This window comes from Fibrella aquatilis (assembly GCF_017353255.1).
Classification (GTDB): Bacteria; Bacteroidota; Bacteroidia; order Cytophagales; family Spirosomataceae; genus Fibrella; species Fibrella aquatilis.
Window position 1 is genome coordinate 106,699 of the sequence record NZ_JAFMYU010000006.1, and the last position, 22,480, is coordinate 129,178.

Genomic DNA, 22,480 nt, shown 5'->3' on the forward strand with positions numbered 1-22,480 from the left:
CCATGACCCGAATAAAATTAGCGTTAGTAGACGACCATAACCTCTTCAGGCGTGGTATTGCCTCTATTCTGGGGCAAGTAGCCGACTTTGATCTGGTGCTCGAAGCCAGCAACGGTCAGGAGTTTATTGACAAGATACCCCGCAAAATGCCCGATGTGGTGCTGCTGGACCTCCAGATGCCCGTTTTAGACGGCACCGCCACGGCCGACTACCTCCGCGAACATTACCCACTGATCAAGATTATTGTGCTCACCATGCACGACGAAGATCGGATGGTGCTACACCTGCTGGAGAAGGGCGTGAGTGGCTATCTGCTGAAAGATTCGGATCCCGACGAGGTAGAACGCGCCATCCGGAAGGTGATGGACGAAGGCGTTTACCTGAACGAATTCGTGTCGCGGGCTATGCTGCGAAAGATGACCAACAAGACCACGGTGGTGAAGCAAACTACACTCTATAACAGCAAAATTCTGCTGTCGGAGCGCGAGAAAGAGGTGCTGAAACTCATTTGTGAGGGCTTATCAACTGCCGAAATCAGCGACAAGATTTTCCTCAGCCCCCGCACCGTAGAGGGCCACCGCCTGCGCATCCTGGAAAAAACCGGCACCAAAAATACAGCGGGCATGGTGGCTTACGCGTTCAAGAATGATCTGGTGTGAAGGGGAGTTTAAGGTTAAAGGTTTAAAGTCTAATGTCCAAAGTCTAAGGTTTAAAGTTGCTTCGCGCTCTGTTGGTAGCGCGCGAAGCAACTTTAAACCCTAAACTTTAAACCTTAAACTCTCTTTCTTCAGACCTTTGCAGGAAATCTACCGTTCTATGCTTCGCCTGTCTTCGCTGCTACCCTGCCTGGTGTTGGTACTCTTGTTTTCCTGCCAACAAAACGACGTTACCGTTGCAGACCCCGGCACGGACTATGCGCCGCTGGAAGCGGGGCGGTTCATTATTTATGACGTAACCGAGCAACGGTATTCGCTAACGGCCCCGCCCGCAACCAGCACCTACCAACTGAAAGAAACCGTGGGCAGCCCCTACGCCGACGTGACGGGGCAACCCGCTTTTCGGCTACAGCGCTACCGCCGGGCCAATGCTCAGGCAAGCTGGCAAGTCGATTCGCTCTATACGGCCCGGAACAGTGCGCAGGCAGCCATCCGTACCGAAAATGGGGCCGATTTCGTTAAACTGGTGTTTCCCCTTGCCGAACGTACCGAGTGGAATGGCAACGCTTACAACCAATTTCAGAAGGATGTATATAGCCTGCGGCAGGTGCGCAAACCGTATACTGTGGGTGCACAAACCTTTGCCGAAACGGCCACCGTGGTGCAACACAGCGATTCGAACCTGGTGACGCAGGACAAACGCGTAGAAGTCTATGCCAAACAGATTGGAATGGTCTACCGTGAAGTGGTGCAGCTCCAGTTTTGCTCGTCGGGGGGGTGTGTGGGGAAAGGGCAAATCGATTTCGGCGTGCGGCGATACGTGCGCGTGTCAAGCTATGGCAAAGAATAAGTGGTTCATAATCTGTGGTTTACTGATAAGCTTCTGGCCGAATGAATCGGCATGGGCGCAGCGTCCGGGGCTATATCTACTGCGTTTTCGTGATAAAACCGGCACGCCGTTTCGGATCGATCAGCCGGAGCAATTCCTGTCGGCACGGGCCATTAGTCGGCGGCAGCGGCAGGGCATTGCCGTGACCGAGCGCGACTTGCCCGTGGTGCCTGCCTACGTACAGGGGCTACGGCAGGCCGGGGCGAAAGTGGTCTATACGTCGCGGTGGCTCAACGCGGCGCTGGTGGAAGTGGCCCCTGCGGGCATGGCTCCGTTGCTGGCGCTGCCCTATGTGGCGGGGCAGGAGACGGGGCGGGTACTTAACAACGTGCGCGTTGGTACAGAGGCAGGCGCACTGCAACCCACCATGAGCAAGTTTGGGCAGGCCGACGCGGTACCTGCCTATGGCTCCTCGGCGGCGCAACTCACGGCCCTGGGCGTCGACCAGATGCACGCGCAGGGATTCCGGGGCGAAGGCATGCTGGTGGCCATTCTGGATGCAGGCTTCCTGAGAGCCGACAAGGTGCCGTTTCTGCAGTCGCTGTTTACCGACAAACGGATCATCAGCACGTACGACTTTGCCGACCGCGAAGCTGATGTGTACGATGACGATAGCCACGGGTTGAACGTGCTGTCGATCATGGCTGCCGACGTACCTAACCAACTTTATGGTCCAGCCTTTAAAGCGTCGTATATACTGCTACGCACGGAAGTAGCCGCCACCGAAAACCCCGTTGAGGAGGCCTACTGGCTGCTGGGTGCCGAATATGCCGATAGCACCGGTGCCGACGTAATCAACTCATCCTTAGGCTATACTAAATTCGACAACCCCGCCGACAACCACACCGTGGCCGATTTAACGGGCACCAAAACGCTGGTGAGCCGGGCGGCTACCTGGGCGGCAGAGGCGGGCATCGTCGTCATCAATTCAGCGGGCAACGAAGGCGGCAGCAGCTGGCAAACCGTGGGTGCCCCCGCCGATTCGCCGGGGGTGCTGAGCATTGGGGCCATTGACCAGGCGGGTAACTTAGCCCGGTTCAGTTCTACCGGCCCTACCGCCGACGGCCGCCTGAAACCCGACCTGGTGGCGCTGGGCGTAAGCACGGTGATCGGAACGCCGGGCGGAGCCATCAGCCGGGGCAATGGCACCTCCTACTCAGGACCACTGGTGGCGGGGCTGGCCACGGGCTTCTGGCAGGCATTTCCGCGCCTGACAGCCGCGCAGGTGCGTGACCTGCTCCGGCGTTCGGGATCGCAGGCCGACCGGCCCGACAATCAGTTTGGGTATGGCGTGCCGTCGTTTCCCAGAGCCGCGCAGCTGCTGACTGGGAAACTGGCTTTTTCGATCTACCCAAACCCGTTTACCAGCACCGACCGGCTACAGATTCAATGGCAGGAGATACCCAACACCACACCCGTTGACCTCCGGCTTACCGACCTGAGCGGGCGAGTGCTGACGCAGCAGCGGTTTGGCGCCGGGCAGAGCCTTTTTCTGGTAGCGCAGGCCCTCAACCTGCAAGCGGGGCTATATCTGCTAACCCTCACGGCGGGAGATCAGAAACGAACCATTCGCGTATTGAAACAATAGTGCCGTAAGTTTGCGGGCGGTCTTGGTGGCCTCTTCACCAGCCGTGTTTCGCCGTGTTCATGCAGTCATCTCCCCCCTTTTCCCGTAGTCATTCGCCCACCGGATCGCCCCTTCCGCCAATAACCTGGGCCTATTTGAGCGTAGCGCTGGTCATCTGTTTTCACCTTTTCGTCACGCTCATTTACCCTCCCGACGGTGGCTATTTCACCACCGACGAGCAGTTTATTGCCGATTCGGGCGTGTTCATGCTCTACGGAGCCACCCCCCGCTGCCTCGACTGGCCGGGCATTCCGATGGTGCTGGTGTTTTACCTGCTTGGGCTGGGGCAATCGGCGCTCAACGTTATCAGCGCGGCAAGCCACGGCGGGCTGTCGGCTGTGGGCGTGTTTGGAATTATTGACCAGACGGCTAATGCGTATCTGCTAGACCGCATACCCCTGATCCGGGCGGGGCGTATGGTGCAACTGCTGCTGGTGGCGCTGCTGCTGTTCAATACCGTGCGCACCATCTACCGCGCTGATTCACTGCGACTGCCGCCCGTGTTGCGCCTGCCGCTGGTCGTTATCCTTTGTCTGCAGTACGACTGCCTGGTGTGGCCACCGGCCATCCGCCCTGAGGGGCTGGCCTACGCCCTGTTTACCTGCCTGGCGGTACAACTGCTGTTTGGCGAACAGGCGCAGCGCGGCTGGCGAACCATACTGCTGGTGCTGACGGCCTTACTGCTCAGTCAGCGGCTGTTGTTTGTGTTTACCATGCCGTTTATTTTGGGCACTATGCTGGTGCGAACCGGTCTCACTTGGCGGCAAGCGGGACGCATCGTGGGCGGGTTGCTGGTTTGTTTACTGCTGACTATGCCGTTTTTGGTAACCGATTCGCTGGTGCTGCTGAAGTCATTTTTCGGTGGACTGCTCATGAAAGTGAATGGCGGGGCGCAGGCATCGTTTTTCAACTGGGACTACGTGCAAACCATGGTGCTGCCTACCCCCACGGCCTGGCTACCGGTGCTGACCCTGCTGGGTAGTCTGGCGTTCTGGCGGTTTTACCCCAACCGGCTTATTGCAGCCCTGCTGGTAGGCAATCTGCTACTGCTGACCCTGTCTATATTCCATTCGTCGGTCATTTACATTACCCATACGCTGCCCCTGCGCACCCTTAGCGTCTTTCTGCTGGCCTATAGTGCCTACGGCCTCTACCGCTGGTTGGGCAACCGGATGTGGGTACTTTATGCCGCCACGGGCCTCATCGCACTCAGCAACGTGGCGGAAAGCGTAATGCTGGAACACGACCTACTACTGCCCTCCAACCTGATGCGGGCCAACGCCTACGCCAATACTCTGCCTGCCAACGCCCGCGTACTCATCGACGCCACGTTCGACAATACCCTGGCCCGCAGCCAGAAAACGGCCCTGCGCGAACTTCAGGCGCTGCAAAATCCGGTGCTGACCGGGCAAAAATTTGCCCGGCAGTTTGGCGGTAAAACGGCGTTGAATGTGCCTGTTGCTATGCAAACCACCCTGCTGGAAGACGACCGGCTGACCATGCTGCAACGGCAGGTGCAGGCGCAACAAACCCCGCCAGATCGCTTCCCCGATTTCTATTTCATGGCCGACGTAAGCGGGTTCACCAATTACTTCATCGACAAAAAACAGGCTCTTGCCGACTTCAGAGCGGGTCAGTATGACTACCTGGTTACGGAACTGGCATTGCCCTACGACCAGTTGAAAACATTCGACGAACCATCGCATTCCAAAACCTATTACGTCTACAAAAAGCCCACTCAACCGGCCTTGCCATGACGTTTATTTCATACCAAAATGCCTCCCTGGAGCTTGTTCAGGGCGATATTACCCGCCTCGACGTAGATGCCATTGTGAACGCGGCCAACAGCAGCCTGCTGGGTGGCGGGGGCGTAGACGGGGCTATTCACCGGGCGGCTGGGCCTGATCTCTTGCACGAATGTCGATTGCTGCACGGCTGTAAAACCGGCGATGCCAAAATGACCAACGGCTATAGACTACCCGCCCGGCACATCATTCATACGGTGGGGCCGGTCTGGAACGGCGGGCATAAAAACGAGCCCGAACTGCTGGCCAATTGCTACCGGCATTCGCTCACGCTGGCTACTGAAGCGGGACTTACCAGCATTGCCTTTCCTAACATCAGCACGGGCATCTACGGCTATCCCAAAGATAAAGCCTGCCAGACCGCCGTGGCGGCCGTGACAGGCTTTCTGGATCAGAATTCGAGCCTAAAACGCATTGTCTTTGTCTGTTTCGACGACGAAAACTTCGCCCTGTACGAAACAGCACTAACGTCGCTTTATCAACCGAGCTAGCAAGCGGCCTTCGCCATGGCTAGTCGCCCGAGGGTGTGTCGGTTGTTTTGGTGTCTGTCCGTTTCCGGGCAATCTCGGCAGCCGATTCACTTGGCTTCTGTTGCTGGGCCTTATAGTTCCGGTTAGCTACGCGTTCGTTCGGGGCATGGTCTACCGTAACCCCACCTGACGGTATCTGATTAGGTGCCTGATTTTTATAGCTGCTCACCCGGTTGGCAGGGGCGTAGGGCGGCCGTACCTCAACACCTGTGGCTCCTTCCCAACGCTGAGCCGTAGTAGCCTTGTTTGGGTGCTTGTAGTTTCGCGTCGAGTAGGTAGGATCATTCCGTAGTTTGGATGCTTCTTCATGCGTATTGCCTTGGGCTACCGCCGACAGGCTGACGATCAGCAGGCCAAAACCTGCCAGTACATTTAGGGTCCGTTTCATAGCGCTTTGTCGATTCGTTGACCTCTAAAACGCGAAACAACAAATATAGATTACCGGCTTAGTTGGCGGGTTTTTCGTATCATTCTGCCAACCGATTCAGATTCAGCCAGTACTTCGGATTCGTCCAGATTTAGCCAACGAATCTCCTTTACTTCGCTGTTTTCGCCAACAATAATTTTTTCATCAGATTTTAATCTGAAGCGAATATCATAGTGTAAGTGTGCCGCTACGTCACCCCGGGCGGGTATATGGTGTACGTCAACGTCGAAGACAGCAGCGTTGACTAGCTTTAGATCAGGTAGTCCAGTTTCTTCCTGGGCCTCGCGCAGGGCCACCGCCGCCACATCGGGGTCGCCGTCGGCATGGCCACCGGGTTGAAACCAGCGGTCTAGTTTTCGGTGGTGAATAAGCACCACGCGCAAGCCGTCGGGCGAGGTAATCCAGGCCGAGCTAGTTACGTGCCCCTGAGCCAGCGACCGCTCGAAACAGTCGGGGTTAGCCTCGACAAACGCAATGGTCTGCGCCGTCATGGCTGCCTCGTTGGCATCGGCAGGCGTGTGTTGACGAAGAAGTGTAAGCAGCGGTCGGCGGTGCATGGGGCTTTGGTTTATAAACCTACAAGGTTTTGGAAACCTTATAGGTTTGGTCCAATTTCGCACCGAAACAATCTAGTAAACCATTTCGTACCATGAAAAAAATGATGCTTTCGGCCGTTGGGCTGGTGCTGGTTGCGCAACTCGCTACCGCTCAGGTGAAACTGCCGTCGCCCAGCCCCGGTGCCACCGTGATGCAAACCATTGGCGTAACCGACGTAACCATTAAATATTCGCGGCCCAGCCTGAAAGGTCGTACGCCCTTCACGGGTGAGTTTGTGCCTTATGGGAAAGTATGGCGCACGGGTGCCAACGGGGCCACCGCCTTCACTACCTCGACGGATATGACGGTGAATGGGCAGAACCTCGCCGCTGGTACCTATGCCATCATGTCGATGCCCACCGCCGACAAGTGGACGCTGATTTTCAGCAAAAATAACACCGTGACCGAGCAGACTTATAAGCAGGATGACGACGTACTACGCGTGGACCTGACGCCCGCCAAAACCGCCGAGAAAGCAGAAACCTTCACCATCGGCATTAACAACGTCACCGACAGCACCGCCACTATGGATATCATGTGGGCCGACGTAAAAGCCTCGGCCAACCTGGGCGTGAACACTAGCGCTATCACGATGGCCAACGTTGACAAGGCCGTGATGGAGAAGCCCGATGATGCGGGTACGCTGATGGCCGCTGCCAACTACAACCTCTCGAAAGGCCGCAACCTGGAGCAGTCACTGTCGTATGTAGACAAGGCCATTGCCGCCAAAGAGACGTTCCGCAACCTGTGGGTGAAGGCCCAGATTCTGGGTAAAATGGGCAAAACCGCCGAGGCCCTACCCATTGCGCAGAAGGCCCTGTCTATTGGCGAAACCTCCGGCGACGCCGCTTTCCCGTTCTTCAAAGACGCCATTGCCAAAGGCGTTGCCGACATGCAGGCCAAGATGCCAGTAGCCGCTCCCACTATGAAAAGCAAAGGCAAAAAGAAGGCCTAGAAGGGTTTAACGTTTAAAGTGTAAGGTCTAACGTTTAAGGTTGCTTCGCGCTCTAGGTAACGCGCGAAGCAACCTTAAACGTTAGACCTTACACTTTAAACTGTCTACGACACCCCTCCCCCATTCCAGACGGGCTTACTCGGCGGCAGCATGGCCAGGGCACCGTCGGCGTCTTCGGCCATCAGAATCATGCCTTGTGATTCGTGACCCATCATCTTGCGGGGGGCAAGGTTAGCCAGGAACGTCACCTGCTTACCAATCAACTCTTCGGGGGTGAAATGTTTAGCGATTCCGCTCAGAATCTGCCGACCACCCATGCCATCGTCTACGCGGAGGTTTAGCAGCTTGTCGCTCTTGGGTACGCGCTCGGCCTCGGTGATGGTGCCGATGCGGATGTCGAGTTTGGCGAAATCGTCGTAGGTGATGGTGTCTTTGAGGGAGGCTACGGTCTTCAAAGCGGCTTCTTCCAGGGCTTCGGGTGTGCCATTGGTAGTTTCAGCGGGGGTGGCTCCAGCATTTTCGGTATTGTTCATTTCTTTGGTCTTGTTGAGTTTGTCGATCTGGATCTGGATGAAGTCATCGTCCAGCTTGGCGAAGAGCAGGGTGGCGGGAGCCAGTTGGTGACCTTCTGTCAGCAGATCGGTGCGGCCCGCGTTGGTCCAGTCCAGCTTGGTGGTCAGACCCAGTTGGTCGTGGAGTTTCTGGGCGGTGAAGGGCAAAAACGGCTCGCAGAGAATGGCCAGGTTCGCGGCCACCTGCAAGGCGTGGTTCAGGATCGTGTGCGCCCTTTGGGGGTCAGTTTTCACCACTTTCCACGGCTCGGTTTCGGCGAAATACTTGTTGCCCAGCCGCGCCACGTCCATCAGCAGAGTCAGCGCTTCGCGGAAACGGTACTGCTCAATGGCCTGCCCGATCCGGTCGGGATACTGCGCCAACTCGTCTTTTAACCCCTGATCCACAGCCAGTTGCGCGTCATCGTCGGGCGTACTCACGGTGGGCACCAAGCCGTTGTTGAACTTCTCGGTCAGCACCACGGCGCGGTTCACGAAGTTGCCGAAGATGCCAACGAGTTCCGAGTTGTTGCGGGTCTGGAAATCTTTCCACGTAAACTCAGAATCCTTCGTTTCGGGGGCGTTGGCAGCCAGCACGTAGCGCAGTACGTCTTCTTTGCCGGGCAGTTCCTCCAGGTATTCGTGCAGCCAGACAGCCCAGTTGCGGGAGGTGCTGATCTTGTCGCCTTCGAGGTTCATAAACTCGTTGGCAGGCACGTTGTCGGCCAGAATCAGGCTACCCTCGGCCATCAGCATGGCGGGGAATATGATGCAGTGGAACACGATATTGTCCTTACCGATAAAATGCACCAGCTTGGTCTTGTCGTCTTTCCAGTACAGTTCCCAGTCCCGCCCCTGCTGCTCGGCCCATTCTTTGGTCATCGAGATGTAGCCAATCGGCGCGTCGAACCAAACGTAGAGCACCTTGCCTTCGGCGTCGGGCAGGGGTACTTTGATACCCCAGTCGAGGTCGCGGGTCATGGCGCGGGGACGCAGGCCCTCCTTCAACCACGACTGGCATTGCCCAAACACGTTGGTTTTCCACTCGGTATGGCTGTTCACATACGCCTCAATCTCCGGCTGCATCCGGTCGAGGGGCAGGTTCCAGTTTTTGGTCTGCCGCTTCACCGGTTGCGACCCCGACAGCGTTGAGTGCGGTTGAATCAACTCGTTGGGGCTGAGCGCCGTACCGCACCGTTCGCACTGATCGCCATAGGCATCTGGGTTGGCACAAACGGGACACGTACCCACAATATACCGGTCGGCCAGAAACTGATTGGCCACGGCATCGTAGTACTGTTCGGTCACTTCCTCGTCGAAATAGCCCTTGTCGTAGAGCGTAGTAAAGAACTGTTGCGAAGTCTCGTGGTGTACCTTGTTCGACGTCCGCGAGTAGATATCGAACGAGATGCCAAATTGCTCAAACGAGGTCTTGATCTGGGTGTAATACTTATCGACTACCTGCTGCGGCGTGATGCCCTCTTTCTTTGCTTTGATGGTAATGGGAACGCCGTGTTCGTCAGTACCGGAGATGAAGGCCACGTCGCGGCCCGTGCCCCGGAGGTAGCGCACGTAGATGTCGGCGGGGAGGTAACAACCGGCTAGATGGCCAATATGGATAGGACCGTTGGCGTAAATAAGCGCCGCCGTAACGGTGTAGCGTTGTGGATTTTCGAGGGGCATTAGAAATGCGCTTAATGTTTCTCTGGCGTAGCCCCCCGCCCTAAAGGGGGCCTACGCCAGAGAAACATCAAACAATTTGTTGGACCGCAAAATTAGCCATTCAGGGGCGATTGTTGTTAAGTTTACGACCAACGACAGAGCTATGGAAACCAACGCCCCCGATACCAGCAATTTCTTAGACTGGGTTGAGATCAAGAATTTCAAGTCCATCAAAGACCTCCGCCTCGACTGCAAGCGGGTGAACGTCTTCATCGGCAAACCCAACGTCGGCAAGTCCAATATTCTAGAGGCGTTGGGGATGCTTGGGGCGGAATTATATACTGATGGATTTATGAATGATGTTGCACGTTACAAGGACATCAGGCATCTTTTTTATGAAAACGATAAAAAAGGACAGATAAAAGTATCATCAGACAAGTCAACTTCCGTACTACAAGGCAGTTTTACTAATAATTATGATTTTGATTATTACTCTTTTCCAAGCAAAGCAGATATTCCTAGGCATAAAATCAAGGATTATGTACTAGATAATGGCGGCTTATTATGGTATGTATCTAACACTGGGAAAATAACGGTAGATCAAAAAAGACAGTGGAATAATAGCAGTAGATCTGCTCCTTACAAAAGCTATACGTTCCGAGACATTGACAATTTTGTCGGCACATTCGAGACCTATTTAATGCCACCTGACGGAAAAAATCTTTTTGACATTATTGATAGTAGTAAAGAATTAAAAAATGAATTTGGCAAGATGTTTCTTAATCAAGGACTGGACTTAGTACTTGATCAAGAAAATCAGTCATTCACTATTCAAAAAAAAGATGGATTTTACATCTATAAGTATGACTACTTCACAATCGCAGATACATTCCGGCGATTCATGTTCTACATCGCGGCCATTGAGTCGAACAAGAATTCGGTACTAATTTTTGAAGAGCCGGAGGTTCATTCGTTTCCGCCGTATACACAAGACGTGGCCTATCGAATGATCTATAGCACTGACAATCAGTTTTTTGTATCAACACATAGTCCTTATTTGTTGCAAACGTTGGTAGAAAATATGAATGACGATCAGCTTTCCGTATTCGTGACGTACTATGAAAATTACGAAACGAAAGTAAAAGCCCTGACACCTGAAGAATTGAGCTTCGTGCAGGAATATAGCACAGACGTATTTTTTAATCTTGATCGGTTTATTCCTACGCCCAATGCTGCAATTATTTCCTGAGTGCTATGCGGATACGGCATTAATTCAATTTCTTATAAACGATCCGCTAGACGTGGTCCATATCTATGGTATACCAAACGTGGCGAAAGAATTGAAAGAAGCTAATGATTTTAATAAACCAGGTCGATTTATTGGTGTTGTCGATAAAGACAAACGTAACCCGCCCTATTTATTAACGTTTGACACTATTCATGAAACGAATAAAGTCTGTTTCAAGCGCAAGAATAGTCTGCCACACTATCTGATCATCATTGATAAGGCCATTGAATCGTTTTTACTTTGGAATGCTGCACAGGTTTCTATTAATATAATCGACTACGATTTCCCCGATGAAGTAAAAGCTCTGGGTAAAGTATTGAAAACATCTGCTATTGGCTCAAACCCCGATTACCTTCGCCTGCTTACCGATCTACACGCCAAACAGGCACCCGGCATCCTCACGCTTGAACGCCTATTGAATGACCTCATCACTACCTAATACAACGCTCGTGACCGGGGCAACGGGGCTGATCGGCTCGCATGTGGTGCGCTACCTGCTGGCGCTCGGGCGACCCGTTTCGGCGTTGTACCGCCCAGAGAATGGGTATGGTCTGCTGACCGACGTGGCTGATCAATTGATCTGGCACGAAGGTGATCTGCTCGATATTCCGTCGCTGGAAGATGCCATCAGGCCGGGGTGCGACGTGATTCACTGCGCGGCTATTGTGTCGTTCATTGCCAAAGACCGCGCCCGGATGGAACAGATCAATGTAGAGGGCACAGCCAACGTGGTCAACGTGTGTTTGCAGGCGGGCATCCGAAAACTGGCGTACCTCAGTTCGGTGGCGGCGCTGGGCAGACCTGAGAGTAAACACGTTGACAGCAAGGGCGTTACCACACTCACCGAAGATCAGAAATGGGAAGAATCGCCCCTGAATTCGGCCTATGCCAAGACCAAATACCGGGCTGAACTGGAAGTGTGGCGGGGTAGCGCGGAGGGCCTGCCGGTGGTGATGGTAAACCCCAGCGTAGTGCTCGGCCAAGGCGACTGGACCCGCAGCAGCACCCAGCTTATCAAGTACGCCTACGACGAAAAACGATTTTACACCGAAGGCGACATCAACTACGTCGACGTGCTCGATGTGGCCGAAGCGATTGTGAAGTTGCTACACAGCGAGGTCGTCAATGAACGCTTTATTCTGAACGCGGGTGTGCTGCCTTACCGTGATTTTCTCAATCGACTGGCGCAGGCCCTAGGCAAACGTCCGCCCACTATTCGGGTGCCGCCGGGGCTGGCCACGGTGCTGGCTCGCGTAGAGGCCGTGCGGTCGTGGCTAACGGGCAAGGCACCGCTCATTACGCCCGAAACCGCCCGTGGGGCCAGTCATCACTACTATTATCCTGGCAACCGCATCACGCAGGTCATTGATTTCCAGTACCGTGCCCTGGAAGAGACGCTGGTGAGGGTAGCTAAGAGTGTAGAGGCAAGAGGTGAGAATTGAGAAACAAGAGGTGAGAACCAAGAGACAAGAGGTAGGGCTACCCTCACAGATCTCATTTCTTGGTTCTCACCTCTTGTTTCTTAATTCTCACCTCTTGCCTCTACGCTCTGCCAAAAACAATTTGAACCCCCTTGCTTGAGATTGCGTTTTTCTGTGTATATTTCATATCAACATCGGATAAATCGCGCCCGTGGTGCGTCCCCTATCCCGTGCGGTACGACAACGGCTTACGCATTCCGCTTTTTGGCAAATCGTGAGCGGTTGCCCGTGAATCGACACACTACATGGAGCAAGAGTTTGACGAACGAGCCGGCGACATCAAAGAGAGCATCCAACGCTTTGAGCAGATGCTCGCCAGCGAAGAAAATTTCTACTTCGACCTGGACGTCTACGAACGACTGGTTGAACATTATCTCAACGAGGCCGACCTCGACCGGGCGTTTCAAGCCGCTGAATCGGGTTTAGCCAATTTCCCCTACGCCCTGGAACTGATGCTTGACCGGGCACAGATTCTGGCCAATTACCAACGTTTCGATGAAAGCCTAGACCAACTCGACAGTGCGGGCCTGTTTAACCCCGGCGACCTCGACGTGCAGTATATGCGCGGCACGGTGCTCAACATGGCCGGGCGCTTTGAGGAGTCAATCGAGGTACTGACCGATATGCTCGACCGTACCGACGACAAAGACGACGTGTATTTCCAGATGGCGCAGAGCTATCAGAACTGGGGTAAGTTCGACCAGGCCGTGGCCTATTACAAAAAGGCTATCGACCTGAACCCCAACAACGAAAGCGCCCTCTACGAACTCTCGTTTTGCCTCGACATCAGCGGCGACCTCGAAGCCAACATCCCGTATTACGAAGGGCTGATCGACAAAGACCCGTACTCGTTCAATGCCTGGTATAACCTGGGCATCGCCTATAGCAAACTGACAAAGTATGCCGAAGCTGCCGAGGCGTATGACTACGCCATTCTGATCAAAGAAGACTTCGCGTCGGCGCACTTTAACCTGGGCAACACCTACATGAACCTGGGGCAGTTCGAGAAGGCCGAAACGTCGTATCGGCTGACGCTAAAGTACGAAGAGCCGACCGCCGACACCTACACGCATTTGGGCGCCAGCCTGGAGCGTCAGGACCGCCTGCCCGAAGCCATCAAGGAGTACCGCGAAGCCGTAAAGATCGATGCCCTCTGGGACGAAGCCTGGTACGGTATCGGCGTGTGTATGAGTGAGTTGGGCAAATGGTATGAGGCCGTTCCGTTTTTGCAGAAGGCCATCAAACTCAACGACAACAACGCCGATTACTATGTGATCCTGGCCGAAACCGAATACAAGATCGGCAACGTCGTGTCGAGTGTAGAGGCGTTTGAGAAGGCCTCGGAAGTGGACCCTTCCAACGCCGACGTGTACCTGATGTGGTCGCTGATTCCGTTTGATCAGGGTGACTACGAAAAGGCTTACGGTATTATTCAGATGGGTCTGGTAGAACTGCCGCAGGAGGCCGACTTGTATTACCGGGCTGTGGTGTACCAAATCTACGGTGGCAGCTACCGCGACGCGCTGCTAAACCTGGAAACCGCCCTCACCCTGGACTACGACACCCATGTGCAGCTATTCGAGTTTTTCCCCGAACTGGAAAAGCAGAAAGCCCTGTACAAGATTATTCAGCAGTATCACGAGAAGTAGTTCAAGATTTAGGGTCTAAGGTTCAAATTTTGGTCGCCCCTGTCTACTGGTAGACAGGGGCGATTGCTTTTCTGGCCCATTGATTGGTCTTTACAACAAACATAATATTTTCTCAAGTAAATCTTATATAATCTCAAGCCTCACCGATGCGCAAGCACGATGGCCTTGATTTAGTTTTGATTTATCTAACAGGTGGTTTAAACTTTTGTAATTATGGACTATCAAAACATACTTAATCAGCTTTATCAGGATTTTAATAATCGTGATATTGATGCCGTTTTAGCATTTGTACATGCAGACGTAACCTGGCCTAATGGATGGGAAGGGGGCTATGTACATGGCCATGATGAAGTACGAGCGTATTGGCTTCGTCAGTGGCAGGAGATCAACCCCAATGTAATGCCGATCTCGTTTCAGATGAGGCCTGGAGGTGAAATCGTTGTTGGCGTTCGCCAAGTCATCAAAGACTTAAAGGGTCAACTTTTGGTTGATGGTCAAGTGACTCATGTGTACACTTTTGAGGATGGGAAAGTGAGCGCGATGGTCATTGAATGATGAGAAAACACTTACTCGTTCGTTCACTATGCTGGTTTTCAGAAAAGTGCTATTAGGAAGCACGCTGGTTTTTGCCGGAGTAAGCCACCTGACATTTGCCCGGCGGGATTTCAGAGCGCAGGTACCAGATTGGGTACCACTTGCCATAGATGATACGGTTGTCTACTCAGGTATTGCCGAAATTACGCTGGGGAGCGCGCTGATATTGGCGCCAGACAAACATCAGGAAACGGTAGGTAAAGTAGCGGCTAGTTTTTTTGCGGCTGTTTTTCCGGGCAATATTTCTCAGTATACGAATAAGCGAAGTGCATTCGGTTTAGATACTGATAGAAAACGCTTTATTCGGTTATTTTTTCAGCCCGTACTTATTGCCTAGGCACTGAAAAGTACCGATTTCAATTAACACAATTACAATCAGTATTTTCATAAAATGGTGTCACCATGTGGCAGCGTTTTTTGCTAACATATTCTTAGCGAACACTGTCTACGAACAAAGAAAGCATGCCTCATGAGGCATGCTTTCTTTGTTCGTAGCAGAAAATTATACGCTGTTCTACTTCATCTTATCGGTGAAATCAACCACGGTCACGTCGGCGAGCCAGGGGCCAACAATACCGCCAAAGGCTTTATGGGCAGGATGTGGCAGGTAGGTGTCGCGGTCTGCTGCATTGGCAAACGTCAGGATAAACGCGTGCGTGAGGCCCTTGTCCAACTTTTCGGGGCTGTTGTTGGTACCCCATTCGAAGCCCTTTATTTCCTTGATCTGCGAAGGCAGCGCTTCAAACGCGGCAATGATCTCAGCCACTTTTTCGGGCGTAGTTTCGGGTTTGAATTTGAAGAGGACAATGTGCTTGAGCATACCTTTTGCAACTTGTTTTTTAGGCGGATTAGGTACGTTGGCCAGCATCGGCTGCGCTACCAGCGCCAGGGTAATGGTGAGTAAAGTGACGAGTTTTTTCATGTGATTCGTTTGGGCAGAAAAAAGACCTATAAGGCTTTGAAAACCTTATAGGTCTGAAAAATTACTCGGTTTTCCGTTTACGCCAGTTTAGCCTGCAAGGCCTGATCAAGGGCGTCGAGGAAATCTTCGGTGTTCAGGTAGTGCTCACCGGCCACCAGTTTGGTACCCTGCGGATAGACAGACAGCGACAGGTCTTTGGTCATTTTACCGCTTTCTACCACCTCCACACACACCGCTTCCAGCGCATTAGCGAAGTCGATAAGGGGCTGATTACCATCTAGTTTACCCCGGAACGCCAGGCCACGCGTCCAGGCATAGATCGAGGCGATGGGGTTGGTGCTCGTCTTGTTGCCCTTCTGGTATTCGCGGTAGTGGCGTGTTACGGTACCGTGGGCAGCTTCGGCCTCCATCACGTTGCCGTCGGGCGTGAGCAGTACCGAGGTCATCAGGCCCAATGAGCCAAAACCCTGCGCTACGGTGTCTGACTGTACGTCACCATCATAGTTTTTGCAGGCCCAGACAAAGTTGCCGTTCCATTTCAGGGCCGAGGCCACCATGTCGTCGATGAGGCGGTGTTCGTACTCGATTTTCCCAGCGAACTCAGCGTCATACACTTCCTGGAAGATGTCTTTAAACCGACCGTCGTATTTTTTCAGGATCGTGTTTTTGGTCGACAAATACAGCGGCCAACCTTTGTCGAGGGCCACGTTCATGCAGGCGCGGGCAAAACCCCGAATCGACTCGTCGACGTTGTACATCCCCATGGCTACGCCGGGGCCTTTGAAGTTGTATACTTCGAAATCCTGCACGGTGCCGTCTTCGCCTTCAAACTTCATAGTCAGTTTGCCCTTGCCGGGCACCACAAAATCCGTAGCGCGGTACTGATCGCCAAAGGCATGGCGGCCAATGATGATAGGGGCTGTCCAGTTGGTCACGAGGCGGGGCACGTTTTGCATCACGATAGGCTCGCGGAATACGGTGCCATCCAGAATATTGCGGATTGTGCCGTTGGGCGACTTCCACATCTGCTTAAGGTTGAACTCTTTAACGCGCTGCTCGTCGGGGGTGATGGTGGCGCATTTGATACCAACGCCGTATTGCTGAATCGCATGGGCGGCGTCGATAGTTACCTGATCGTTGGTTTCGTCGCGGTATTCAATGCCGAGGTCATAGTATTTGATATCAACATCAACGTAGGGCAGAATCAGCTTGTCTTTGATAAACTTCCAGATGATGCGGGTCATTTCGTCGCCGTCCAGTTCGACAACCGGATTTGCCACTTTAATTTTTTCCATTTTGACAGGTATAAACGATTGAAAACTATACAAAAAAGTAGCCGCAAAAATAGGGAATCTTCCCTGTTTTGGCCCCAGCCATTGAACCACAAACGGGGTCATTGGCTAAAATAGACCGGTTTAAAAACGAGTATATCTGTTGCCAGTTGCGCTGAATTTTAAACACAAACAGATTGATGAGGTTGTGAGCATTGTTCCTGTTAACATTCACAGAACGCACTCAACGTATGAATATCAAACGTGTTTTCGGCGTAATCCTCACGCTTTTGGGGCTTGTGGGCCTTATTATGGGCGGTAAAGACTTAATGAGTGGCGGCGTGGCGCAGGCCTCAATTGTCTACCTCGTGCTGGGAGGCATTTTCTTTTTTACGGGCATCAGCCTGATCCGCACTACCGGCGATACGGCGTAAGGGGGCACCGGATACGGGACATTGGATGTTGGATACTGTACCTACTCGATATCCAACATCCAATGTCCCGTATCCATCATCTACTCTACTGCCACCGCAGGTAAGTAGCTGACCGCCACAGCCATTCGAGGGGGCCGTATTGAAAACGGGATAGCCAGAACCGACTGAACAAGACCTGCACCAGGAAGATGGGAATGACCAATAGTATAGCCATAGCAGCACCCATCTCGCCAATCAGGCCAAGGCCGTAGCCGTAAAAAATTAGCGTACCAATAACAGATTGGCCCACGTAGTTGGTCAGGGCCATCTTACCCACTGCCGCCAATGGCGCTATGATACGCTGCCAGCTGGTGCGCTGAAACAGTAGCGTCAGACCCGCTATGTAAAACAGAGTAAGCGCACTGTTGCCCAGGTCGAACAATACCGAAAAGATTAATTCGATAACCTTGGGTGGCTGACTGTTTTGCCCAATAATGGCAATGGCAGAGGCAAACAACGCAATGATGCCCAGCACCGTGAACCCAGTATAGCGGGTTAATCTTCTAAAAAATGCCCGGTGGTCGGTCAGGTGCTGGAACAACCGTTTGCGACCCGCGTACAGGCCAAGCAAGAAGAAACCGAGCGTGATGTAAATCCGGCCACTGTCGAATTGAAAGGCCATTTTTGTCTTAAATTCCCGCAGATTAACCCCAATCATCTGGGCATATGAGCCGTGTTTAATGATCGCGTAGTTAGCGGTTACCAGTTTTTCGTCGGCCTTCTGCGCTGCCTCACGCTGGGCTTTACTAGGCGGCGTTACCACATACGTCTGATATACCTCACGCACTCTGGCAGGCACGTTGAGTATCAGCAGCAGCGCTACCACCAGCACCAGCCGGGTAGGCGCGTTTCGGAATAGCAGCATGGGGAAACCCAGTATGGCATAGATGCTGAGGATGTCGCCCCGCCAGTGAAGGTGGTGTATGAACCCAATAGCCCCTAAAATGATAAGCCGCCAGGCAAAACGCCGTAGGAATGCGCCCGGCGAGTCAGTAGAGCGGGTGAGCATAAGGGCAAAGCTGAGGCCAAAGAGAAACGAAAAGAAGGTGTAGAATTTTCCGCTTACGAAAATTCCCACAATGGTCTGCACAATCATGTTGGCCACCCCCTGCCCATTTACCTGATAGACCGACGAGGGTAACGGTCCACCGTCGAACCAAACCGATAGGTGGGCGATGAGGATGCCCAACAGCGCAAAGCCCCGTAGGGCATCTACTACCTGAATACGTGCGTCTTTAACGCCATCGTTTGTAGGGGTAATAACTGATTGCGGCTCCATAACTGTTGCAGGAAGGGTATGTAATAAAGGCAATACAAATCACCAGGTACTAGATAGGCTACTACATTTTTATAAAAGGGCGCTATGGCTGACAAAAGCAGTATTAGCCAGTTTACGAACTGACATATCATATATTAAAACTGCTTCAACCTACACCTATTCACTAAGTAAAAAATTGTCTGGCAGAAAAATTGCTCATATATTAATACCTCCTAAGGTGCTATTTTTTACATTCTTGCGTCTAACCGCTTTCCAACTTCCTGCTTGGCTCCAGGTAGGTGACCACCGTAAATATGCATTCTACTTTACTTAACATCTCCTTGCGCAGGAGACAACTTACGCTGCTCGTAATCAGCACGTTATTGACCTTTGTCCACTACACCTGTTTTGCTCAGGCCTGTAATGGTACACTGGGCGACCCAATTCTGAACCAGACGTTTGGCAACGGCAGCAACCCTGGACCTGCCATTTCCAGCCTGACAAATTATACGTATGTGAACAACGGCTGTCCCGGCGACGGCTACTACACGCTTCGGAATAGTACGTATACCACGCCTGCTTCATCTACGGCAGGCTGTTTCAGCAACAGTTGGCACGCGCTTACCTCCGATCATACCGGCGACGGCAACGGCTATATGATGGTTATCAACGCATCGTATACGGCCGGTCAGTTTTATAACCAAACGATCACGGGCCTTTGCGGCGGCACCACCTACGAGTTTTCGGCCTGGATCATTAACCTGCTTAAGTCTACGGCCTGCACCAGCAATGCCAGCCGTTTTCCCAACCTCACGTTTCGCATTGAAACCACCACCGGCAACCTGATTCAGAGCGTGTCGACGGGCAACGTGCCCACTACGGGGGTCGGTAACAGCACACCTGTCTGGAGCCGGTACGCCACCTTCTTCACAACCCCGGCGGGGACATCGTCGGTGGTGCTGAAACTGATCAACAATGCCCCCGGCGGTTGTGGCAACGACCTGGCGCTGGATGACATTCAGTTCCGTCCCTGCGGTCCTTCGCTCACAGCATCGGGCAATGCGGGGGCAAGTCACTCGCCAATCTGCCTGGGGCAATCGGCCAACCTGACATCGACTATTACGGCGGGCTATACGTCGCCATCATACCAGTGGCAGCAAAGCACCGACAATGTTACGTTTACCGACATCGTTGGCGCCACGTCATCGTCGCTCACCAACACGCCCACGGCGGCAGGTACCCGTTATTTTCGCTTGCTGGCGGCAGAATCAGGCAACATGGCCAACACCAAATGCCGGATCGCCTCGAACGTTATTTCACTGGTAGTCAACCCCTTGCCAGCAGCGCCTACGGTGAGTCAGGTAAGCTACTGCCTCAATGCCAGCACCAGCCAACTATCGGCAACGGGCAGCGGATTACTGTGGTATACGGTAGCCACGGGTGGGTCAGGCAGCGGCTCGGCACCTACGCCTTCGGCCAGCGCGGTGGGCACCACGGTCTACTACATGAGCCAGACGGTGAATGGCTGCGAAGGTGCCCGGTCAACGCTCAACGTGACGATCAACCCGAAACCTACGCTGGCATTGAGTGCCTCCACGGTAGGCTGTACGACGGGGTCGGCGGGGTCATTGCTGGCATCGGTATCGGGCGGCACGCCGAGCTATACGTATGCGCTCAACGGCGGGGCACCTGTCAGTTCGGGAGCCTTCAACAACCTGGCTGCGGGAACCTATTCGGTGGTAGCCGCTGACGCTAAAGGCTGTACCTCAACCGCCAGCGTAGTCATTGCGGCACCCAACCCGCTGGCCCTTTCGCTAAAAACAGGCACTAACTGCAACCTATCGGGCAACAACGGCCTGGTTTCGGCCGAAGCAGGTGGTGGCACCCCCGGCTACCAGTTTGCCATCGACGGCGGCGCGTATCAGGCTACGGCTACGTTCAACCTCATCACGCCGGGCGTACATACCATCAGTTTGCAGGATGCTAATGGCTGTGTGCTGTCGGCGACGGCCACAGTGCCCAACGTACAGGCCCTGTCTCTGACAGTGACCTCCTATAGCGCCTGTACCCCCACCGGGCAGGGTGTGGTCAACTTGACGGCCAGCAACGGCACCCCTGCCTACGAGTACCAGCTCAACGGTGGCAGTTACCAATCGGGTAGCACCTTTTCGGGCCTGAGCGCGGGCAGCTATACCCTGGGCGTACGCGACTCACGGGGCTGCACCAACACCACGGCTGTGACGATCAACGCCAAACCTGCACCGCCCACAGTAGGGGCCAACCCGCAGAACTTCTGTCAGGCGCCAGGAACGGCCACCCTTACGGCCACCGGCACGGGACTACTCTGGTATACGTCGGCAACAGGCGGGACGGGAACAGGTTCACAAACGGTTTCGACAGCTTCGGCAGGAACCTCGGCTTATTACGTAAGCCAGACCCAGAACGGCTGCGAGAGTGACCGCCTTCCGGTATTCGCCAACGTGAACCCAACTGCCACACTGACAATCAGCACCATACCACCCTGCAACGCTCCAGGCAACGGGCGGGTACTGGTAGCCACCACAGGAGGTTCGCCAGGTTTTCAGTTTGCCATCAACGGCGGTGCCGGTCAGGAGGCGAGTGAGTTTACCGGGCTGAGCGCGGGCAACTACACGGTGGCGGCTACCGATGCCAAAGGCTGCGTGGCCACGGGCAACATCACGGTGGGGTCGCAGGTGAACATGAGCCTGCTGGCGTCGGGCAACGCGTCGTGTATACTGGCGGGGCAGGGACAGATCAACGCCACGGTGTCGGGTGGGTCGTCGCCCTGGGAATTTAGGTTGGGCGAAGGCGATTTTGCCAGCAATGGCACCAACGCCACCAAAGCCTACAACGGCATTAACCCCGGCACCTATACCCTTACAGCCCGTGACCTGAACGGCTGTACTGCCGCTGCTAACGTGAGCTTCAACGCCATACCCGTAGCCGGGGCCAGCGGCGGCTGCACCGGCACCAGTTCGGCCGATGCCATGATTGAACTAGTTGCAGCCGACGCGGGCGACGGCACCGTTTATGCCTGGACGGGACCCGTTAGTTACATGACATCGGGCACGGCCATCACCACCACCTTCGCCTATACCTCGACGGCCCAAAACGGAACCTACAACCTCATTGTCACGAAAGACGGTTGCCAGGCCAACGTCACAGTGTCCATCCAATGCAGTGCTGCCCTACCCGTTACGCTGGTGCGCTTTACGGGAAAACAGGTCGAGAAAACGGTAGCACTTAGCTGGGCCACCACTCAGGAAGTCAACGCGTCACATTTTGAACTGTTACGCAGCACCAACGCCCGTTCGTTTGAGTCTGTTGCCCGCATCACGGCCACAGGTGGTATAAACAGCCTGAATACATACGGCTGGATCGACACTAACCCCATACTGGGCATTGGCTACTACCAGCTTCGGACCGTTGACCGCGATGGGCAGTCGCAATTATCGAAGCTTGTCTCGGTGCGCTATTCGGCTGATAACAAGACGTTTGTAGTAGTCAACCCCGCCGATACCGACGGCCGCGTACTGGTCATTACCGATGCCGCCGAACCGCGTTTCAGCTTCACAGATCTGGCCGGCCGTAACGTGGTTACGTCGGTGCTGGACCATGTCGACAACCGTATCTGGCTGTACGTACACAAAGAAAGCGCCTTGCAGGTGGGCATATTACGGATGCAGTCGCTGAATGGCACATTTACCGAAAAGGTATCATTCAAATAAGCGATGGCTCGGTAGCTAAGCTTAAGAAACTATCTGGCTGGGGGTGAGTTGAGTAACGCGGGGCTATAAGGCCTACCTACTCAACTCACCCTTTTT

General features: G+C 53.8%; 20 protein-coding genes. 14 read left to right on the forward strand and 6 right to left on the reverse strand.

Annotated elements, in window-relative coordinates:
* Window positions 1–2 precede the first annotated feature (2 nt).
* The 5 genes from J2I48_RS09750 (at window position 3) to J2I48_RS09770 (ending at window position 5,468) form a co-directional block, all read left to right on the forward strand.
* A complete protein-coding gene (locus J2I48_RS09750) occupies window positions 3–659 on the forward strand; it encodes a response regulator transcription factor (protein ID WP_207335244.1) in 657 nt (218 codons plus the stop codon).
* 157 nt (window positions 660–816) lie between these two features.
* Window positions 817–1,506 (forward strand): hypothetical protein, encoded by a 690-nt coding sequence (locus J2I48_RS09755; RefSeq protein WP_207335245.1) that lies wholly within the window; start codon window positions 817–819, stop codon window positions 1,504–1,506.
* Complete coding sequence (locus J2I48_RS09760; RefSeq protein WP_207335246.1) at window positions 1,493–3,133, forward strand: S8 family serine peptidase; 1,641 nt, start codon at window positions 1,493–1,495, stop codon at window positions 3,131–3,133. The genes J2I48_RS09755 and J2I48_RS09760 overlap by 14 nt, the downstream gene beginning before the upstream one ends.
* A gap of 59 nt (window positions 3,134–3,192) precedes the next feature.
* Complete coding sequence (locus J2I48_RS09765) at window positions 3,193–4,929, forward strand: hypothetical protein (protein WP_207335247.1); 1,737 nt, start codon at window positions 3,193–3,195, stop codon at window positions 4,927–4,929.
* Window positions 4,926–5,468 (forward strand): O-acetyl-ADP-ribose deacetylase, encoded by a 543-nt coding sequence (locus tag J2I48_RS09770; RefSeq protein ID WP_207335248.1) that lies wholly within the window; start codon window positions 4,926–4,928, stop codon window positions 5,466–5,468. Before J2I48_RS09765 ends, J2I48_RS09770 begins: the two co-directional genes overlap by 4 nt.
* Window positions 5,469–5,487: 19 nt before the next feature.
* On the opposite strand, the gene J2I48_RS09775 is transcribed toward J2I48_RS09770, so the two are convergent.
* Both J2I48_RS09775 and J2I48_RS09780 read right to left on the reverse strand, forming a co-directional pair.
* Window positions 5,488–5,895 (reverse strand): hypothetical protein, encoded by a 408-nt coding sequence (locus tag J2I48_RS09775; RefSeq protein WP_207335249.1) that lies wholly within the window; start codon window positions 5,893–5,895, stop codon window positions 5,488–5,490.
* Between the two features lie 50 nt (window positions 5,896–5,945).
* Window positions 5,946–6,491 carry an NUDIX hydrolase gene (locus J2I48_RS09780; RefSeq protein ID WP_207335250.1) on the reverse strand — a complete coding sequence of 182 codons (546 nt, stop codon included), beginning with the start codon at window positions 6,489–6,491 and terminating at the stop codon, window positions 5,946–5,948.
* 92 nt (window positions 6,492–6,583) lie between these two features.
* On the opposite strand from J2I48_RS09780, the gene J2I48_RS09785 reads away from it, so the two are divergent.
* Window positions 6,584–7,486, forward strand: a complete 903-nt coding sequence (locus J2I48_RS09785; RefSeq protein WP_207335251.1) for a DUF2911 domain-containing protein — start codon at window positions 6,584–6,586, stop codon at window positions 7,484–7,486.
* A 104-nt stretch (window positions 7,487–7,590) separates the two neighbouring features.
* Here J2I48_RS09785 and metG read toward each other — a convergent pair whose 3' ends face one another.
* Window positions 7,591–9,720 (reverse strand): methionine--tRNA ligase, encoded by a 2,130-nt coding sequence (metG, locus tag J2I48_RS09790; protein ID WP_207335252.1) that lies wholly within the window; start codon window positions 9,718–9,720, stop codon window positions 7,591–7,593.
* 142 nt (window positions 9,721–9,862) lie between these two features.
* Here metG and J2I48_RS09795 point away from each other — a divergent pair, with 142 nt between their 5' ends.
* From J2I48_RS09795 to J2I48_RS09820, 6 genes are all read left to right on the forward strand, one after another.
* Window positions 9,863–10,948, forward strand: a complete 1,086-nt coding sequence (locus J2I48_RS09795) for an AAA family ATPase (RefSeq protein WP_207335253.1) — start codon at window positions 9,863–9,865, stop codon at window positions 10,946–10,948.
* Window positions 10,929–11,426 (forward strand): hypothetical protein, encoded by a 498-nt coding sequence (locus tag J2I48_RS09800; protein ID WP_207335254.1) that lies wholly within the window; start codon window positions 10,929–10,931, stop codon window positions 11,424–11,426. The genes J2I48_RS09795 and J2I48_RS09800 overlap by 20 nt, the downstream gene beginning before the upstream one ends.
* Window positions 11,407–12,429 carry an NAD-dependent epimerase/dehydratase family protein gene (locus J2I48_RS09805; protein ID WP_207335255.1) on the forward strand — a complete coding sequence of 341 codons (1,023 nt, stop codon included), beginning with the start codon at window positions 11,407–11,409 and terminating at the stop codon, window positions 12,427–12,429. Before J2I48_RS09800 ends, J2I48_RS09805 begins: the two co-directional genes overlap by 20 nt.
* A gap of 284 nt (window positions 12,430–12,713) precedes the next feature.
* The gene (locus tag J2I48_RS09810) at window positions 12,714–14,117 is read left to right on the forward strand and encodes a tetratricopeptide repeat protein (RefSeq protein WP_207335256.1); all 1,404 of its coding nucleotides are present in this window, start codon (window positions 12,714–12,716) and stop codon (window positions 14,115–14,117) included.
* Between the two features lie 213 nt (window positions 14,118–14,330).
* A complete protein-coding gene (locus J2I48_RS09815; protein WP_207335257.1) occupies window positions 14,331–14,672 on the forward strand; it encodes a nuclear transport factor 2 family protein in 342 nt (113 codons plus the stop codon).
* A 28-nt stretch (window positions 14,673–14,700) separates the two neighbouring features.
* On the forward strand, window positions 14,701–15,048 hold the full coding sequence (locus tag J2I48_RS09820; RefSeq protein ID WP_207335258.1) for a DoxX family protein: 348 nt from the start codon (window positions 14,701–14,703) through the stop codon (window positions 15,046–15,048).
* 177 nt (window positions 15,049–15,225) lie between these two features.
* Here J2I48_RS09820 and J2I48_RS09825 read toward each other — a convergent pair whose 3' ends face one another.
* Window positions 15,226–15,579 (reverse strand): Dabb family protein, encoded by a 354-nt coding sequence (locus tag J2I48_RS09825; protein WP_374758155.1) that lies wholly within the window; start codon window positions 15,577–15,579, stop codon window positions 15,226–15,228.
* Between the two features lie 131 nt (window positions 15,580–15,710).
* A complete protein-coding gene (locus J2I48_RS09830; protein ID WP_207335260.1) occupies window positions 15,711–16,928 on the reverse strand; it encodes an NADP-dependent isocitrate dehydrogenase in 1,218 nt (405 codons plus the stop codon).
* Window positions 16,929–17,155: 227 nt separating this feature from the next.
* Between J2I48_RS09830 and J2I48_RS09835 the strand changes: the two genes are divergently transcribed.
* The gene (locus tag J2I48_RS09835) at window positions 17,156–17,338 is read left to right on the forward strand and encodes a hypothetical protein (RefSeq protein ID WP_207335261.1); all 183 of its coding nucleotides are present in this window, start codon (window positions 17,156–17,158) and stop codon (window positions 17,336–17,338) included.
* Between the two features lie 85 nt (window positions 17,339–17,423).
* Here J2I48_RS09835 and J2I48_RS09840 read toward each other — a convergent pair whose 3' ends face one another.
* Complete coding sequence (locus J2I48_RS09840; RefSeq protein WP_207335262.1) at window positions 17,424–18,656, reverse strand: DUF418 domain-containing protein; 1,233 nt, start codon at window positions 18,654–18,656, stop codon at window positions 17,424–17,426.
* Between the two features lie 320 nt (window positions 18,657–18,976).
* On the opposite strand from J2I48_RS09840, the gene J2I48_RS09845 reads away from it, so the two are divergent.
* Window positions 18,977–22,384 carry a SprB repeat-containing protein gene (locus tag J2I48_RS09845; protein WP_207335263.1) on the forward strand — a complete coding sequence of 1,136 codons (3,408 nt, stop codon included), beginning with the start codon at window positions 18,977–18,979 and terminating at the stop codon, window positions 22,382–22,384.
* The last annotated feature ends 96 nt before the right edge of the window (window positions 22,385–22,480 follow it).